The 17,099-nt window shown below is 70.2% G+C and carries 14 protein-coding genes; 11 read left to right on the top strand and 3 right to left on the bottom strand.

All coding sequences use genetic code 11. The annotated features are described in order from the left end of the window. The first annotated feature begins 122 nt into the window (after positions 1 to 122). Both ACZ6S6_RS20915 and ACZ6S6_RS20910 read left to right on the top strand, forming a co-directional pair. Entirely contained in the window at positions 123 to 1,313 is a 1,191-nt protein-coding gene (locus ACZ6S6_RS20915) for a low temperature requirement protein A (RefSeq protein WP_469706542.1), read from the top strand. A gap of 75 nt (positions 1,314 to 1,388) precedes the next feature. After that, positions 1,389 to 1,934 carry an AAA family ATPase gene (locus ACZ6S6_RS20910; protein ID WP_362964330.1) on the top strand — a complete coding sequence of 182 codons (546 nt, stop codon included), beginning with the start codon at positions 1,389 to 1,391 and terminating at the stop codon, positions 1,932 to 1,934. Positions 1,935 to 1,951: 17 nt separating this feature from the next. On the opposite strand, the gene ACZ6S6_RS20905 is transcribed toward ACZ6S6_RS20910, so the two are convergent. Next, positions 1,952 to 3,124 carry a hypothetical protein gene (locus ACZ6S6_RS20905; RefSeq protein WP_469706541.1) on the bottom strand — a complete coding sequence of 391 codons (1,173 nt, stop codon included), beginning with the start codon at positions 3,122 to 3,124 and terminating at the stop codon, positions 1,952 to 1,954. A 447-nt stretch (positions 3,125 to 3,571) separates the two neighbouring features. Here ACZ6S6_RS20905 and ACZ6S6_RS20900 point away from each other — a divergent pair, with 447 nt between their 5' ends. Beyond that, on the top strand, positions 3,572 to 4,096 hold the full coding sequence (locus ACZ6S6_RS20900) for a hypothetical protein (RefSeq protein ID WP_362964326.1): 525 nt from the start codon (positions 3,572 to 3,574) through the stop codon (positions 4,094 to 4,096). A gap of 91 nt (positions 4,097 to 4,187) precedes the next feature. Here ACZ6S6_RS20900 and lacZ read toward each other — a convergent pair whose 3' ends face one another. Beyond that, positions 4,188 to 7,367, bottom strand: a complete 3,180-nt coding sequence (gene lacZ, locus ACZ6S6_RS20895; RefSeq protein WP_469706540.1) for a beta-galactosidase, LacZ type — start codon at positions 7,365 to 7,367, stop codon at positions 4,188 to 4,190. A 216-nt stretch (positions 7,368 to 7,583) separates the two neighbouring features. On the opposite strand from lacZ, the gene ACZ6S6_RS20890 reads away from it, so the two are divergent. The 8 genes from ACZ6S6_RS20890 (at position 7,584) to ACZ6S6_RS20855 (ending at position 16,303) form a co-directional block, all read left to right on the top strand. Next, entirely contained in the window at positions 7,584 to 7,868 is a 285-nt protein-coding gene (locus tag ACZ6S6_RS20890) for a hypothetical protein (protein WP_469706538.1), read from the top strand. A 135-nt stretch (positions 7,869 to 8,003) separates the two neighbouring features. Further along, complete coding sequence (locus ACZ6S6_RS20885) at positions 8,004 to 8,657, top strand: ribonuclease FAU-1 family protein (RefSeq protein ID WP_469706736.1); 654 nt, start codon at positions 8,004 to 8,006, stop codon at positions 8,655 to 8,657. Between the two features lie 314 nt (positions 8,658 to 8,971). Further along, positions 8,972 to 9,280: a hypothetical protein gene (locus ACZ6S6_RS20880; RefSeq protein ID WP_024493027.1), complete on the top strand. Its 309-nt coding sequence runs from the start codon at positions 8,972 to 8,974 to the stop codon at positions 9,278 to 9,280. Between the two features lie 182 nt (positions 9,281 to 9,462). Continuing rightward, complete coding sequence (locus tag ACZ6S6_RS20875) at positions 9,463 to 10,341, top strand: DUF8175 domain-containg protein (RefSeq protein WP_469706536.1); 879 nt, start codon at positions 9,463 to 9,465, stop codon at positions 10,339 to 10,341. Further along, a complete protein-coding gene (locus ACZ6S6_RS20870; RefSeq protein ID WP_469706535.1) occupies positions 10,331 to 11,695 on the top strand; it encodes a hypothetical protein in 1,365 nt (454 codons plus the stop codon). The genes ACZ6S6_RS20875 and ACZ6S6_RS20870 overlap by 11 nt, the downstream gene beginning before the upstream one ends. Beyond that, positions 11,692 to 13,242, top strand: a complete 1,551-nt coding sequence (locus ACZ6S6_RS20865; RefSeq protein ID WP_362964316.1) for an SCO6880 family protein — start codon at positions 11,692 to 11,694, stop codon at positions 13,240 to 13,242. The genes ACZ6S6_RS20870 and ACZ6S6_RS20865 overlap by 4 nt, the downstream gene beginning before the upstream one ends. A gap of 51 nt (positions 13,243 to 13,293) precedes the next feature. Continuing rightward, positions 13,294 to 14,712: an ATP-binding protein gene (locus tag ACZ6S6_RS20860; protein ID WP_362964314.1), complete on the top strand. Its 1,419-nt coding sequence runs from the start codon at positions 13,294 to 13,296 to the stop codon at positions 14,710 to 14,712. A gap of 1 nt (position 14,713) precedes the next feature. Next, a complete protein-coding gene (locus tag ACZ6S6_RS20855) occupies positions 14,714 to 16,303 on the top strand; it encodes a type IV secretory system conjugative DNA transfer family protein (protein WP_469706533.1) in 1,590 nt (529 codons plus the stop codon). 65 nt (positions 16,304 to 16,368) lie between these two features. Here ACZ6S6_RS20855 and ACZ6S6_RS20850 read toward each other — a convergent pair whose 3' ends face one another. After that, positions 16,369 to 16,926: a GNAT family N-acetyltransferase gene (locus tag ACZ6S6_RS20850; protein WP_469706532.1), complete on the bottom strand. Its 558-nt coding sequence runs from the start codon at positions 16,924 to 16,926 to the stop codon at positions 16,369 to 16,371. Positions 16,927 to 17,099 lie beyond the last annotated feature (173 nt).

Genomic DNA, 17,099 nt, shown 5'->3' with positions numbered 1-17,099 from the left:
ACCCGGCCCAGTCGCACGTTCCAACGGGAGAGGAGCTCCGGCCGGTCACCCAGTGCGGCGCCCTTCACCGTCCGGCGCGATCAACCGCGTCCCGCCCCGCCCGAAGGGAAGAATGCGGGCCCATGAGCCATTCACAGCCCGCCCGCGACAAGTCCGCGTGGCACCGGCCGATGGTCGCCCGCCCGGCCGACGAGCAGCACCGCACCGCGACCATGCTGGAACTCTTCTTCGACCTCTGCTTCGTCACCGCCGTGGCACAAGCGGCGGCGGCGTTCGAGCACGAACTCGCCGAGGGGCGCATCGGCCACGGGGTGCTCGGCTACGCGATGGTGTTCTTCGCGATCTGGTGGGCCTGGATGAACTTCACCTGGTTCGCCTCCGCGTACGACACCGACGACGTGCCCTACCGGCTGCTCACCCTCGTACAGATCACCGGCGCGCTCGTCCTGGCCGCCGGCGCGACCGAGGCGGTTCAGCACGAGGACTTCACGGTCATCACCTGGGGCTACGTCATCATGCGGCTCGCCATGGTCGCCCAGTGGCTGCGCGCCGCCCGTGCCGACCCCGAACGGCGCCGCAGCTGTCTGCGCTACGCCGTGGGGATCCTCGTGGTGCAGGTCGGCTGGGTCGCCCGCCTCGCCCTGCCCGAAGGAAGCGGACTCGCGACGTTCGCGGTCCTCGTGGTCGCCGAGATCGCCGTCCCCATCCGGGCCGAGCGGGCGGCCGTCACCACCTGGCACCCGCATCACATCGCGGAGCGGTACGGCCTGTTCACGCTGATCGTGCTCGGCGAGTCGATCACCGCCGCCACCGGTGCCGTACGCACGTCCCTCGACACCCACGCGGCTCTCGGTGACCTCGCGGCGCTCGTCGTCGGGGGGATCCTGACCGTCTTCGCCCTGTGGTGGCTGTACTTCGCGCAGAGTGCGCCCCGACGGCTCACCACCCTCCGCATCGCGCTCCTCTGGGGCTACGGGCACTACTTCGTCTTCGCCTCGGCGGCCGCCGTCGGCGCCGGCCTCGCGCTCAACGTGGCCCACACCGCGGGGCACGGCCACCTCTCCGACCACGCGGCGGCAGCGGCCTACACCGTTCCGGTCGCGGTCTTCGTCACCCTCGTGTGGCTGCTGCACCACCCCACCCCGGTGCGGCGCGAGGCCGCCGACCTCGTGCATCCGGTCGCGGTCGTCGCCGTTCTCGCCGCGACGTTCACGCCCTCGCCGGTCCTCGTCACGGGCATCATCGCCGCGCTCCTCATCGCCGCGAAGCTGACCCTCGCCGCACGCGGCGCCACGAAGGCGTCAGCCATCTGACGAACCCCCGCCCAGCCCCCGGCCCCGCCCTCGCGCCGGCCTCGCCCCGGCCCGGCCCCCGCCCCCGGCGGTAGCGTGGCCCGGGTGAAGGTGGGAACCGCCGAGACCCGGCTCGTCCTGCTGCGGGGCAACTCCGCCTCGGGCAAGTCGAGCATCGCCGCCGGCCTCCGGGAACGGTTCGGCCGCGGCCTGGCGCTGGTCGGCCAGGACAACCTGCGCCGGACGGTCCTGCGCGAGCGCGACCGCCCCGGCGCCGCGAACATCGGCCTGATCGACGCCGTCGTCCGCTACTCGCTCGACGCCGGGTACCACGTAGTCCTCGAAGGCATCCTGTACGCCGGCCACTACGGGCCGATGCTCATGCGGCTGCGCGAGGACCACCGCGGCCGCACCCACTGCTACTACCTGGACATCGACTTCGCCGAGACGGTGCGACGGCACGCCACGAAGCCGCAGGCGGACGAGTACGGGGAGGCGGAGCTGCGCGACTGGTACCGGCCCCGTGACCTGCTCCCCGGCGGCACGGAATCCGTGATCGGCCCGGACAGCAGCCTGACCGCCACGACGGCCCGCGTCATGACCGAGACCGGCCTGGCCGGCCTGCCCCCGCTCGATCGCTGAACAGCCCCGCGGCGCGGTCAGCGGGTGCTGCGGGCCGCCTGCCCCGGCAAGGCGATGCCATGGGCCTGGGCGACCCTCCCCGGACGCAGGGTCCACGGCACCGGTGAGGTGTCGGTCAGCCAGTCCTCGGCGACGATCCGGTGCACGACGAAGCCTCGCAGCGACCGCGGCAGCTTCCAGCCCAGGCCCTTGCACAGCTGGCCGTAGGAGGGGCCGTGTCCGTGTTCGGCGCGGAAGGCCGCGGCGAAACCCGCGGCCTGCGGACCGCGGTCGGGATGCCCGTCCTCCCAGACGTCGTAGGCGGTGAGCACGGACCGGGGGGCGGGGATGTCGGCGGGGGGGTACATGAACGCCTTCGCGACCCGTCCGGTGGAGAACCGGCACAGCGCGCAGTGTTCGACCGCCTCGACGTGCCGCCGCAGAGCGGGACTGACACCGGACTTCCACGCGTCCCACTCGGCCGGGCCGATCGGCTCCGGTTCGGGGGCGGATGGCGTCCGGCTCGCCTCGGCGCGCGCCTCCTCCGCGATCTCGGCGGGGGTACGGAACAGGCCCGCGAGGTGGCGCACCACCGGGTCGAGCCGGTACGCGTCGCCGGAGAGGTCGGCGAGGAATCCCTTGACCGCGAGTTCGGGCACGGCGGCGCGGCAGGCCTCCGGCAGCTGGGCGGGGATCTGCCCGTGGAGCTCGGAGGTGCTGTGGGCCGCCAGGAACAGGGCGGCCAGCCGGGTGGCCGGCGACGCCTTCTTGACGGGTTTCGCGATCCGCGCGCGCATGGCCCATCCCGACACCCGCGACCGTGTTCCCTTGCCCAGGGGCAGCGGGTGGTCCGTCTCACTGCTCATGTCCGGCACCCGGATCCCCACCGGGACGTCCTGGTCACCGTCGACCAGCGGACCGGGCACCTGCCATCCGACGGCCTCCAGGTCGGCCACGGCCCGGCGCGGGTCTTCCAGCTTCAACGAGCGCACGTCGGTTCCGGTGACGTTGCCCACGCCGCCCCGCGCGGCCCGGATGGCCACGACGACGGCGAGGAACTGCGCATCGACGGACGCGAGCGGCAGTTCGGCCACGTAGGAGAGGAGCGCGCGCGCCGCCTCCCCTTGCCGTGTGGTCAGCAGGAAAGGCGGGGGGACGGGCTTCACGGGCGGCGAGGCGGCGGTCTCTTGCGAGATGACAGTCTTGGGCACATCTCTCCTAACGCGGTTCGGCCGTCGAGGTCACGGGCAATGTCGCACCCGGACGAAATTCCGCACCTGACAACCTTAGTGAGACGCGAGGGCGGTCAACGGCCGGGCGGGCAGCCACCGGCCGGGTCGGCGGGGTCCCGGTCGCGTGGTGCCCCGTGGATGCCATGGTCACCAGCCGCGATATACCCGGCAGAGAGCCGGCCAGGAGAAGGACGTTCCCGAATCCTTCCTGACACGGATACCGATACGGATACCGACACCCGTACCGGTACCGATATCGAATCGCACATCCTTACGGAATATCCCGACCCGGAAGTTCCTCTTCCTCAACTCGGTTCATTCTTATACCCATTCGTGGGCTATCCCGCCTCTTCCCCGTCTGCCACAGTGACATGGGTTGACCGACAAGTGCCGAACGGCACCTGTCCGAACGGGGGAAGAAACGGGATGAGGATCAAACAACGCATTGCCGGGCTGCTCACCGGAACGGCTCTGGTGGCAGGGGCGTTGGCCGGCACGGCCGCGCCGGCCCAGGCCTACAGCCCGAACCCGACGGTCAAGACGTACTACCGCGACACGGGCAGCTGCCCGTGCAGCGGCGGCACGCTCAGCGACCCGTTCGACGGTACGTACTTCCAGCGCGACCCCGGAGGTTACGCCGTCAAGATGGAGCTCTCGGCCGGCGGTGATTTCATCGGCAAGGTGGAGTTCCATCCGTACGACGAGAAGCTCTACGTCTATGACACCAAGAACGACGGCGACACGTTCTACGTACACATCCAGTACTCGTACAAGGGCAGTACGCACAGCCTCGGCACGCACGCGGCTCCGGGCACGTCGGCCGTGGTGGACCGCGGCGTCTGGGACTTCGACATGCCCGAAGGCGCTTACGTGGACATCGCGGTGTACGACGGGAAGGCCATGACCGACTACATCGGCGGAGCGACGGGTACGGGCGGAGCAATCGCCTGAGTCCTGTCCCGGCGTTGTACGTGTCCCGCCCTCCCCGGTGCCGGGTAGGGCGGGACAGGCGTTCCTGACGGGAGCTCGGGCCCCCGCCCGGTTACGCGGACCGCAGCCGGTAGGCGTACGTATAGGTGCGCCCCGCGTGCAGCAGGTACTCCGCGAGCGGCGGGGCTCCCCAGGAGTCGTTGCCGCCGACCCCCATCTGCCGGTGGTTGACGCCCAGGATCGTCTCGTCGCGCCGCTTCACCTCGTAGGGGTGCCTGGGCCCGTCCAGGTCGAACGGCGAGTGGTGCAGCACGCTCGTCTCCAGCATGGGACCGCCCTCGTCCGGATCGGCCCGCACCAGAAGTCCGGTCCCCGACCGGTCCGTGACCGACAGATGGCGCACGTCGGTCATGTTGCCGGTCTGCTCGGGCCGGACGTACGGCGCGACCTGCTGGTCGACCGTGGAGCGGTAGCGGCCCACGAACGCGCCGGTGTGCCGGTCCCAGTAGTTCTCCTGCGGGCCACGCCCGTACCAGTCGATCTGCTCGAAGCCCTTCGGGACCGTCAGCAGCGCGCCCACCATGGGCAGATCGGGCAGCCCGTCGGCAGCCTCCAGGGTGTGCCGGACCCGGATCTCGCCGTCTCCGCGCACGGTGAACACCGTGGTCCAGGTGGAGGCCGTGGGAGCGGTGGGCAGGGTGCACTCCACCTCGACGGTGACCACTCCGGGGGAGGGCCGGCCGGTCGTGACGGAGGTGACCTCGCGGTCGGTGCCGGCGTCCCGCCAGGTCCGCAGGGAGTTCTGGGCGCCGCGGCCGATGTCGTTGTCGGTGGGCCCGCGCCAGAAGTTCGGCACCGGGCCGCCGGCCAGCAGCAGCCGTCCCTTCACCCGGTACGACGCCAGCGTTCCGGTGGACTTGTCCAGGACCACGTCCATGTCGCGCCCGCTGATCCGCACCCGCGCGTCGGTCTCGTCGAGGTCGAGGGCGGGCAGCGTGCCGGGGGCCGGGCCGGCGGGGGCCGGGGTGTGCCAGTCGAGGCCGAGCTGTTCGGCGGCCACGGTGTGCCCGGCATCCGCCCAACTGGCCGCTGCCTTCAGTACGAAGGAGACGTTCAGCCAGTACTCGGCACCCGGCTCGGGCTTCCGCGGCTTCCGGCAGGGGATGCGCACGGTCCCCTCGTCGCCCGGGGCCACCTTCGGTGCCGCGAGCCTGCCGTGCTGCACGCTGTGGCCGTCGCAGGTCACCTCCCAGCGCAGCTCGTACGCGTCCAGGCCGCTGAACAGGTGCTTGTTCCGCACCGTGACCGTCCCGGCCGCGAGGTCCGCGGCGTCGACGGCGACCGGCTGGTAGACCTTCTTGAGCTCCAGCAGACCGGGGTGCGGCGTACGGTCGGCCGCGACCAGGCCGTTGCAGCAGAAGTTGGCGTCGGTGGGGTATCCGTCGTGCCAGTCCCCGCCGTACGACAGATAGGTGTGCTTCGCGTCGCCCGGCACCGGGAGCCGGATCGCCTGGTCCACCCAGTCCCACACGAACGCACCGTGCAGATTCGGGTAGCGGTCGAAGATGTCCCAGTACTCCTTGAGGTTGCCGCTGCTGTTGCCCATGGCGTGCGCGTACTCGCAGAGCATGAAGGGCGTCTCCTTGCCCGACTTTCCGTACGCCTCCACGTCCGCGGGCTTGGTGTACATCTCGCTGTGCAGGTCGGCGACCTCGTTCATGCCCTCGTAGTGCACGGGCCGGGAGGCGTCCCGGGCGTGCACCCAGTCGGCCATCGCCCGGAAGTTGGAGCCCCCGCCGGCCTCGTTGCCCAGCGACCAGACCACGACGCTCGGGTGGTTCTTGTCGCGCTCGACCATGGAACGGATCCGGTCGACGCAGGCGTCGGTCCACTCCGGCAGGGAGGCGGGCACGGTGTCGCGCACCCCGTGCGTCTCCAGGTTCGTCTCGTCGACGACGTACAGCCCGTACTCGTCGCACAGTTCCAGCCAGCGCGGACTGTTGGGGTAGTGCGAGGTGCGCACGGCGTTGATGTTGTGCTGCTTCATCAGCCGGATGTCCTGGAGCATCCGGGGCTCGCGGATCGCCTGGCCGTGGTCGGGGTCGGACTCGTGACGGTTGGTGCCGCGGAACATGACGGGCTTGCCGTTCACGGTGAACTTCCCGGGCCCGTACTCGACCTCGCGGAAGCCGGTGCGGGTCCGCTGGACGTCGACCGTCCGCCCCGAGCCGTCGGTGAGCGTGACGACCACGGTGTAGAGGTTCGGGTCCTCGGCCGACCACAGCGCGGGTGCGGCGACCTCCGCCTTCAGCGTCACCTCCGCGTCCCCCTCGCCCTGCCCCGATCCCTTCGGGTCGACGTCTCCGGTGAGGGGACGGCCGACCCGCCGCCCCCGGCCGTCGTACAGCACCGCTTCGATCCGGTGGCCGCCCGCGTCGGCGTCGCCCCGGTTGCGTACGGTCGCGGTGACCGTGAGGACCGCGTCGCGGTACGCGTCGTCCAGCGCGGTCCGCACGAACAGGTCCTGCACATGGACCGGCGCGACCGCGTACAGATAGACGTCCCGGAAGATCCCGGACAGGTCGATCATGTCCTGGTCCTCCAGCCAACTGCCGTCGGACCAGCGGTAGACCTCGACGGCCAGGGTGTTGTCGCCCGGCCGTACATGGTCGGTGATGTCGAACTCGGCGGGGGTGTAGCTGTCCTCGCTGTAGCCGACCCGCTCGCCGTTGACCCAGAGGAAGAACGCCGACTTCACGCCCTGGAAGGAGATCAGGGTGCGCCGGCCCGACCAGTCGCGCGGCACGGTGAAGGTGCGGCGGTAGGAGCCGACCGGGTTGAAGTCGTGCGGGACCGCGGGCGGCTCGGGGGTCTCGTAGCCGATCCACGGGTAGCGGATGTTGAGATAGATCGGTTCCGGGTAGCCCTCGATCTCCCAGTTCGACGGTACGGGGATCCGGTCCCAGCCGGCGTCGTCGTAGCCGGGTGCCTCGAAGCCGGCCGGCCGGGCGTCGGGGTTCCTGGACCACTTGAAGCGCCAGGTCCCGTTCAGGGAACGGAAGTAGGGCGACTTCTCCACGTCTCCGCGCAGCGCCTCGGAGCCGCTCGCGTACGGCACGAGCCGGGACCGCGCCGCCTCTCTGCCGACCTGGAACACTCTCGGCTCCGCGTCCCACTCGGGGCCGGGACCGTCCGCGGCGAAGGCCTGTCTCTGCGCTGAGAAGACGGCCCAGCCCGCGAGGGCAGCACCGGTCGAAAGGACGGAACGACGGCTCGGACGGTATGCGCTCATGAAGCGACTCCGAACGGAAGACAACAAGAACCATCACCATCAGACGGAATCGCTCAACACGCAAGGCTCCGCGCCGGATCGCCGCGCGGAGCGGCCGAGGCCACCCCGGCATCAGAGGCCTGACCACATCAAAGAGCGACGCGGTGCCGCCGAAGGTGGCCGGAAGTAGGCGATGGGCTGCTTCCGCTGCCCCGCGGCGGCCGCCACACTGACCCGATGGCGAATCAGAACCGTGCGGTTCACATGACCACCACCGAGACGCCCCTGCCCGGACGCGAGGTGTCCCACAGCTGGCTGATCTGGGGCGCCCAGGCCCGCTCCTTCGGCCAGGCGATGTCCGAACTCCAGACAACAGCCGCGAGCCACCGGGCGGACACGGTGATGGCGGTGCGCGTCACCACGGTCTCGGACACGTGCACGAAAACGCACTTCATGGCTGACCCGACGGTCGAGACCACAGTGCTCTACCAGGCGTACGGAACAGCCGTCCGGTACGGGTGACGGCGCCGGTCGCCGGGCCGGCCGAGCCAGAAGGGCGGCGGCGGTGAGCGACGGCCGGGTACGGGTCGTGGCCGGTTGTCGACAGATACCCCCGGCCACGTGTCCCGACGCCCCGCCGCGGGCATGATCATCTGCATGAACGCGGGCACGGGCGAGGACGCGAGCGACAAGCCGGGGCAGATCCTGCGCTGGAACTTCTTCATAGGCGGCCACCTGAGCGCCTCCGTACCCGTGCGCCTCGTCGAACGTACGACCGCGGGTCAGCTGGTGTGGATGGAGACCGGCACACCGATGTGGCGGACCGTCCTCCCGCGCGGCGCCACACACCTGCGGGACATCCCCCCGCACGACCGCCCCGCCGAGGGCTACCCCGTGGTCCCCGACCGGTGGCCGATGGGCAACGCCCTCTTCTACCAGCCAACCGCCGCGGCCCACTCCGTCCTGTGGCTCTTCGGGCGCAGACAGAAGTTCCGCGGCTGGTACGTCAATCTGGAACGCCGGGTCCACCACGGTGACGACATCGACATCGCCGACCACGAACTCGACCTCAACGTGGCGCCGGACCGCACCTGGCAGTGGAAGGACGAGCAGTCCTTCGCCGAGAAGACCGGCCACCCCGCGTACTGGACGGCCGAAGAAGCCGCCGCCATCCGGACCGAGGGCGACACGGTGGCACGGCTCGCCGAGGCCGGAACGTTTCCCTTCGACGGCTCCTGGTGCGATTTCCGGCCACCGCCGACCTGGACGACACCACCCCGCCCACCGAACCCCCGCCGCTCGCTCCTCTGAACGATGCGCCCACCACCTCGCCCCGCCTGCCCCGATGGGTGCGGTTCGGGCCTCGATGCAGGTCTCGGCCAGGGTGGCGTGATGGCAATCATTGCCCGGCGTCACCCTCCGTGATACATAGAGTAACGATACGTAATTCACTCACACACCGATTCGATCCGCAGGTCAGGGCGGTCAGACCGGTCAAATGTGCGAGATCCGGGTAAAGAGAGCCGCCAAGTCGTCGTACGAAGGCAGTTTCATCAGCGAAGATAGAGGGTGACTCGTGCCGAGCGGCACGGGCATCGAACTACCCAGCAGGGGCGGTGACTTACATGATCCTGGCAGCTGAAAAAGGCGACATCACCACCATCATCGGCGGAATCGCCCCGAACTGGGGGCCGTTCGGGACCTTGGGCAACGAGGCCCGCGTAATGATCGAGGTGGTGATGGCGATCGCCATCCTGCTCTGCCTCGGCATCGCGATCTGGGGAGCGGCGAAACAGCGGATCGGCGCGACGGCTCTGCGCGACACGTTCAGCGCTGAGCAGGGCAAGGGGCTGATCGTTGCCGGTCTGACCGGTGTGTTCATCATCGGATCGCTGGGAACCTTGTTCACCATCGTCTACGGGATGGCCGTCTAACCAGCCGTCAGCCCGCGTCCGGGGGCGATCCCGCCCCGTCCCCACCATCCGTCCGTCGTGCCCACCGGCAGAGGTTGCGTCTCCCTGATGTCGAGTCACCACACCGCGCCCGCGCGGGAACCAGCACGGCTACCGTCGTACCACGAGGCGGTTCAGGCAACGGTTGAGGGGGCGTACGCGGCATGAGTCCCGGCGACGATGACGGCTACGGCAACGACTCCGGCCGTTCGAACGACGGCTACAGCACCCTCGGCGGTACGCGCCAGACCCGTACCCGCCTCCCCGACGGCCAAGGCGGCGACGGCTACGGCCCCCGCCGTCCGGCCCGTAAGTCCCGCTCCCTCCTCACGGTCCTCGGCGTGGTGGTCCTGCTGCTGGCCGCTATCACCTTCGCGAACATGGGCGGAGGCGGCGGCGGTGGTGACGGCGGCGACGGCACACCGGGAAGCGAGGGCAAGAAGGCCGGCTCGGCGCCCACCGCGGCCACGGGGACGAAGCCGGTGGCGGGGAAGAACGGCTCGATTCCCTCGGGGTTCGCGCATGACGAGCAGGGGGCGCAGAGTGCGGCGGCGAACTATTCCGTGGCGCTCGGGTCTGCGGAGATGTTCGACAAAGACCGTCGACGTGCGATCGCAACCGCGGTATACGCGCCGGCAGTCGCTATCGCCCGCCAGGATGCCCTCGACAAGGTGTACTCCGGCGAAGCCTTCCTGGCGAACATCGGCCTGAACGCCGACGGCACCGCCCCTGCTGGTCAGACCTTCATCTCACGTTCCAATCCTGTCGGAACCAAGGTAGTGAAGTTCAACGGCGACGCCGCCAGCGTCTCTGTCTGGTATTCAGCGTTGTTCGGTCTGGCCGGCGAAGGTTCAAAGAACCCTGTTTCCGAGAGCTGGTTCACCAACACCTTCGATCTCACATGGATCGACGGGGACTGGAAGGTCACCGACTTCACGCAGAAGGACGGCCCCGCTCCGGTCGGCCGTGACCAGGCTGCCTCCCCCGCCGGAGAGATGGCCGATGCCGTGGAACAGTTCGGAGGGTTCACGTATGCCCGGTAAACGACAGAGGCGCGCCCTCTCGTTGACAGCCCTTGTGGGCACTGTGCAGGTCTCTCTGGTGCTGCTGGCCAGCCGCGCATTCGCCGAGCCCTCGCCGAGCCCAACGCCCAGCAAGGGCAGCAACGCGTGTGATCTGATCCGCGGCCCCGCCAAGGACTACTGCGAAGGCGGCGCAGGCACCAGTAAGTCCAACGCCCCCAAAAGCACCGACCCCGCCCTGGACCCCCTCACCTCCCTCGGCCGCGGCTGTGCCGACGCCGCCGCCTGGATCGTCGGCAAGCTCAGCGACGCCGTCAAAAGCACCGCGAACGTCGACTTCACGAACACCCGGTTCCTCCAGCAGTACGCGATCGTCTTCGCCGCCTCCACCGTGCTCACGCTCATCCTGTGGCTGCTCGCCGTCGCCAAGCGCGCCATCCGCGGTGTGCCGCTCACCACCGCCATCTCCGAGGCCATCGGCTTCCTGTGGCTGACGGTCCTCGCCTCCGCGTTCACACCGCTGATCCTGTACACGATCGTCTCCGCGACCGACGCCGTCACCGAGGTCATCGCCTCGTCCTCCGGCGGGCAGACGGACGTCTTCTTCGGGTCGTTCGCCGAGGCTCTCAAGAAGGACTCCGACATCGGCGGCGGGCCGATCATGCTGATCGTCGTCTCGCTGGTGTCGATCCTCGCCGCGGGCATCCTCTGGCTGGAGCTCGTGATCCGGGCCGCCCTGCTCTACGTCGGCGCCCTGCTCGGAACCGCCGTGTACGCGGGGCTCGTCGACAAGAACATGTGGGGACACGTGCGCCGCTGGGCAGGCATCATGATCGCGGTGATCATGGTGAAACCGGTCATCGTCATCGTGCTCGGCCTCGCCGGCGCACTGTCATCGGACGACGGGCCCAACGCGTTCTCCGCCGTCGTCTCCGGGCTGGCCATCATCCTGCTCGCGATCTTCGCCTCCGGCATGATCTACCGCTTCGTCCCCGGCTTCGGCGACGAGATCCAGGGCGCCCGTACCAACCGCAAGCAGGCCACCGACGGCTCCCAGGCCGCCGCGATGATCAGCTCGCCCGCGGCTCTCGTCTCCCAGGGCATCAAGACCCACAGCAGCCGCGGCGGCGGCCAGGGCGGCGGCGGAGGCAACAACAGCGGCGGCGGACGCCCCGCCAATCCGGTCAGCGGCGGAGTCGCCGCCCACAGCTCCCGCAACTCCGGGAGCGGGGTCGGCGGCGGATCTGTCCCCTCCGCCGCACCTCCGCCCCGCAGCGGATCGGGTCCCACCTCCGGCACCCCGCACAGCAGCCGCGGCCCACGCCGCGGATCAGGCGGTTCAGGTAACAGCAGCACAGGAGGTGGCGGGCGTTGAGCACGCAGTCCCAACCGATCGCGCCCCGCCGTACGTATCTCATCGGCCGGGCCAGGCCCAATGCGATGGTCGGCAAGAACCGCGAGACCGGCGAGATCGCCCTGATCATCGGCGGCGCGTTCCTCGGCATGATGAGCGGGCTGCTCGTCCCGGTCCTGTCCATGCGGATCGTGCTGCTCACCGGCTTCCCGCTGCTCGCCCTGGCGATCGTCTACGTCCCGTACAAGCACCGGACCTTCTACAAGTGGTTCGAGATCAACCGCAGCTACAAGCGCTCCCTGCGCCGCGGCACCACGTACAAGTCCGCCGCCATGGAAGCGGGCGTGAGCGCCGACGGGCGTGAGGTCGAGATCGGGCCGCCCCCCGGCATCGGCCGGATCAACTGGCTGGCCGCACCCTTCGGGCCGGACGAGATCGCCGTACTCCTGCACGCCGACCGCCGCACCGTCACCGCCGCGATCGAGATCGAGGGGCCCGGCGTCGGGCTGCGCGACAGCGAGGACCAGGAAGCACTCGTCGACCGGTTCGGCACGCTGCTCAAGCACGTCGCCAACGGCGACGGCTTCGTGACCCGCATCCAGATGCTGGCCCGCACCCTCCCCGCCGACCCCGACGCACACGCCAAGGACGTCGCCCAGCGCGGCGACAAGGCCTCCCCGGGCTGGCTCCAGGAGTCCTACGACCAGCTCCAGTCCATGGTCTCCACCTCCAGCGAGCAGCACCGCGCCTACCTCGTCGCCTGCATGGAGTTCGACCGTGAGCTCGCCGCCGAGGCCAACGTCATGGCCCGCGCCGCCCGCCCGCACGGCGGCCGCAAGCTCGACCGGGACGCCGGACTCGCGGTCGTCATGGCCCGCGAGCTCACCGACATCTGCGCCCGCCTCGCCGAGGCCGACATCCGGGTACGCCAGCCGCTCGGCCAGAGCCGCCTGGCCTCCCTCGTCCACTCGATGTACGACCCCGACCACCCCATCGACCACATCCAGGCCATGACGAAGCGCAACGCCTGGCCGGCCGAACTGGACGCGGTCGAGCCGACGTTCCTCCAGGCCAAGACCCGTGAGTCGTCCACCCGCGCGCCCTGGTGCCACTCCACGGCCTGGGTGAAGGAGTGGCCGATGACACCCGTCGGCGTCAACTTCCTGGCCCCACTCCTCGTCCACACCCCCGATGTGATCCGTACGGTCGCGGTCTGCATGGACCTCGAACCCACCGAGATCGCCATCGAGCGGATGCTCACCGAGAAGACCAACGACGAGGCCGAGGCCAGCCGCCAGGCCAAGATGAACCGCACCGTCGACCCCCGCGACATCGCCGCCCACGGCAGGCTCGACCAGCGGGGTGAAGATCTCGCGAGCGGCGCGGCCGGGGTGAACCTGGTGGGGTACATCACCGTGTCGTCGCGTTCGCCCGAGTCCCTCGCCCGAGACAAGCGGACGATCCGGGCCTCGGCCGGCAAGTCGTACCTGAAGCTGGAGTGGTGCGACCGCGAGCACCACCGCGCGTTCGTCAACACCCTGCCGTTCGCCACCGGCATCCGCCGCTAGCCGCACACGACCGAGAGAACCGAGAGAGACGAGAGGGAGGTCGGTCACGCCATGCGAGATCCGCTGTCCGCGATGTCGGACGCCTTTACCGCCTTCCTCTTCGGGAAGGTGGAGACGACCCGGCTGCCCGTCCGCACCTCGACCGGACAGGCCCAGGCGGTCTACCTGCCCACCGCCGCCCCCGGCCTCGGTGACTCCGGCGTGATCATCGGCCGCGAGGTGTACTCCGGCAAGGGCTACATCTACGACCCCTTCCAGCTGTACGGACAGCAGCTCCCCGCCCCGCACTGGCTGGTGCTCGGCGAGTCCGGGAACGGCAAGTCCGCGCTGGAGAAGACGTACGTGCTCCGCCAGCTGCGCTTCCGCGACCGCCAGGTCGTCGTCCTGGACGCCCAGGGCGAGGACGGCGTCGGCGAATGGAACCTCATCGCCCAGGAGCTGGGCCTCACCCCCATCCGCCTCGACCCCACCTCCGCGCTCAACGGCGGCATCCGGCTCAACCCGCTCGACCCCGCGATCACCACCACCGGACAGCTCGCCCTGCTCCGCACGATCATCGAAGTCGCCATGGGCCACGGCCTCGACGAACGGTCCGGCTTCGCGCTCAAGGTCGCGCACGCCTTCGTGAACGAGACAAAGGACGAACGCCAGCCCGTCCTGATGGACATCGTCGAGCAGCTCCGCCACCCGAAACCCGAGTCGGCCGAGGCGATGAACGTCGACATAGACGACGTACGGGCCTGGGGCCTGGACGTCGCCCTCGTCCTGGACCGGCTCGTCGACGGCGACCTGCGCGGCATGTTCGACGGGCCGACGTCCGCCGACATCGACCTCGACGCCCCGCTGATCGTCTTCGACCTCTCGCACATCGACCGCAACTCGATCGCCATGCCGATCCTGATGGCGATCGTCGGTGTCTGGCTGGAGCACACCTGGATCAGGCCCGACCGGAAGAAACGCATCTTCCTGGTGGAGGAGGCCTGGCACATCATCAACTCCCCGTTCGTGGCCCAGCTCTTCCAACGTCTGCTGAAGTTCGGCCGACGGCTCGGGCTGTCCTTCGTCGCCGTCGTCCACCACCTCAGCGATGTGGTCGACGGAGCCGCGGCACGGGAAGCGGCGGCCATCCTCAAGATGGCGTCGACCCGCACGATCTACGCCCAGAAAGCCGACGAGGCCAGAGCGACCGGCCGGGTGCTCGGGCTGCCCCGATGGGCGGTCGAGATCATCCCCACGCTCACCCCGGGCATCGCCGTCTGGGACGTCAACGGCAACGTCCAGGTCGTCAAACACCTGATCACCGAGGCCGAACGCCCCCTCGTCTTCACCGACCGCGCGATGACCGAGTCCTCCCCCGTCGACCTGCTCCCGGAGGACGTACGCGCCGCCGAACTGGAGGCGGAACAGCGCGCGGCCCGGATCGAGAACCAGCAGCGGCTCAACGAGTCGTCCGAGTCAACGGTGGCATGACATGGCACGGCGCGGCGAGGCACGGCCCGGTGACAACGGGAACGGCAGCGGCGGCATCCCCGACGGGCTGCTGATCGGCCTGCTGGCGTTCCTGCTCGGGCTGACCCTGCTGGCCTGGACGGCCACCGGTCTGTCCGGACTCCTCGCGCACGGCGCCTGGCCGCACGGCGTCACCCTCGCGGAGACCCCGCTGGCCATGCGCCGGCTGGTGGAGGCCCCGCACGACCTGCCGGCCGCCTGGCCGACCACACCCGCGGGGGAGTTCTCCGGGTACGGCCTGTTCTGGGGCCTGTTCATCGGCGAACTGATGGTGCTGGTGGTGCTGGCCATCTTCGTCATGGGCGTGGTCGCGCGCTGGCGCGGCGTACGGTCCCGGCAGCGCACCCAACGGCTGGAACAGCTGGAGCACCACCAGCCGGAACACCCCCAGCGGCGGCCCGACCTGAGGAAGCGACAGGAGTACGCGCACGAGGCCCCGGCCCACCAGCCCACGGAACCCCTCACCGAGCCCCTCGCCGAGCCCTTCGCCAAACCACAGCCAACCCCACAGGCCACACCCCCACCTGCCACCTCAGACGCCACCACAGCCACCACAGCCGCCGCGGCGGCCACCGAGCTCCTCGCGACCGCACCGCCGCTCACCGTGCCCTCTCCCCGCGCCCCCCTCGTCGTCTACGGGCCCGCCGCCACCCGTCGGCCCACCGTCGTCCAGGCCATCAGCGAGGCCGACGGACCCGTGCTCGTCGTCACCTCCGACCCCAGCGTCTGGGCCGAGACCAAGGACGCCCGCGCCAAGCTGGGCCCGGTCCTCATCTACGATCCGGGCCACCTCTGCGACACCCCGGCCCGGCTCCACTGGGCCCCCACCGCCGGCTGTGAGCTGCCCGACCGAGCGGCCACCCGCGCCGCGGCCCTCCTCGCCCCCGTCCGGCCGCAGGCCCGCATCGACGCGGCGACGGCCGACACCGCCGAGACGCTCCTCCAGTGCTGGCTGCACGCCGCCGCCATCGACGGCCGCCCCTTCCGCCAGGTCCACCGCTGGGCACAGGGCGGCACCGCCCACGAACCGGTGCGGCTGCTCCGTACCCACCCCAAGGCCGCGTCCGGACTCGCCGGGCTGCTGGAGTCCGCGCTCACCGCCCACCCCGAACGCCGCGAGATGGCCCAGGAGCTCACCGTTCGGGCCTTCGGCGCGCTCTCCTCCGTCCACATCCGCGACGCCTGCACCCCCAACCGGGCCGACGCGCTCGCGCTGGATTCCTTTGCGGACGAGGGGGGCACCCTTTATGTGGTGGGCGAGCCCATCGAGAACCCCCGGTCGGGCCCCGGAGCCATGCCCCTGCTCACGGCGCTCGCCTCAGACGTGGTCGAGCACGGCCGCCGCATGGCCGCACGGTCATCCGACGGTCGGCTCGACCCACCAATGACGCTCGTCCTCGACGACGTCGCAGCCGTGGCACCCCTGCCCCGGCTGCCCGAGCTGCTGGCGACCGGCAGGAATCAGGGCCTGCCCACCGTCGCCCTGCTCCGCTCCCCCGAACAGGGCCGCGCCCGCTGGACCCAGCAGCTCCGCACGCCGAGCACCCTCTGATCGCCCGCCCCCGGATCCCCTGATCGCCCTCTGATCTCCTGATCCCCTGCGCCTCACCGGGACCGCTACGGCCGGGCCACCGCGTACTCGACTTCACGGGCCGTGGGCTCCCCCTGGGCCGGCACTGTCTCCCCGGTCGGCACGAACCCGATCCGGCGGTAGAACGCCGAGGCCCGCGGGTTGTTCTCGTGCACATACAGCCGTACGCGCTCGATCCGCGGCTCGCCCAGCGACCAGGCCCAGTCCATGCCGGCCCGGAACAGTTCCTCGGCCACGCCCCCGCCCCGCACCTCGGGGCGTACGAACACCCCCACCACATGGGCCTGGTGGACGTCGGCCGCCGTGCCGAAACGGACCTCCCCGTCGGGCCGCTCGATCAGCACGGTCACCGAGCCGGCCCAGCTTCCGTCCGGCGCCTCGGCGACGAACTGCCGCACCCCGCCGTCCCCCGCCTCGGACGCATCGGCAGTCCGCTCCCGCCAGAAGTCGTCGGACCGCTCCAGGCCCTGCTCGTACGTCTCCAGGAACGCCACCGGCGCCGCTGGATCCTGCAACGCGGCCAGGCGGAGTTCCTTCACCAGCTGCCATTCCTCGGCACGTACCGGGCGTATCACGTAGTCCATACACCGATCCTGACCCGCCGCCCCGCACCGTGCAAACAGATTCCGGCGGCACCCCGCGCGCCACAGCCCGTCTTTCTGGTCCGGAACGCAGAAAAGCCCCGTGCCACAAGGGCACGGGGCTTAACTATAAAAGGAGTTCGGCGGCGTCCTACTCTCCCACAGGGTCCCCCCTG

Source organism: Streptomyces sp. NPDC048671 (assembly GCF_055587045.1).
This window is presented reverse-complemented; position numbering and strand designations above follow the sequence as displayed.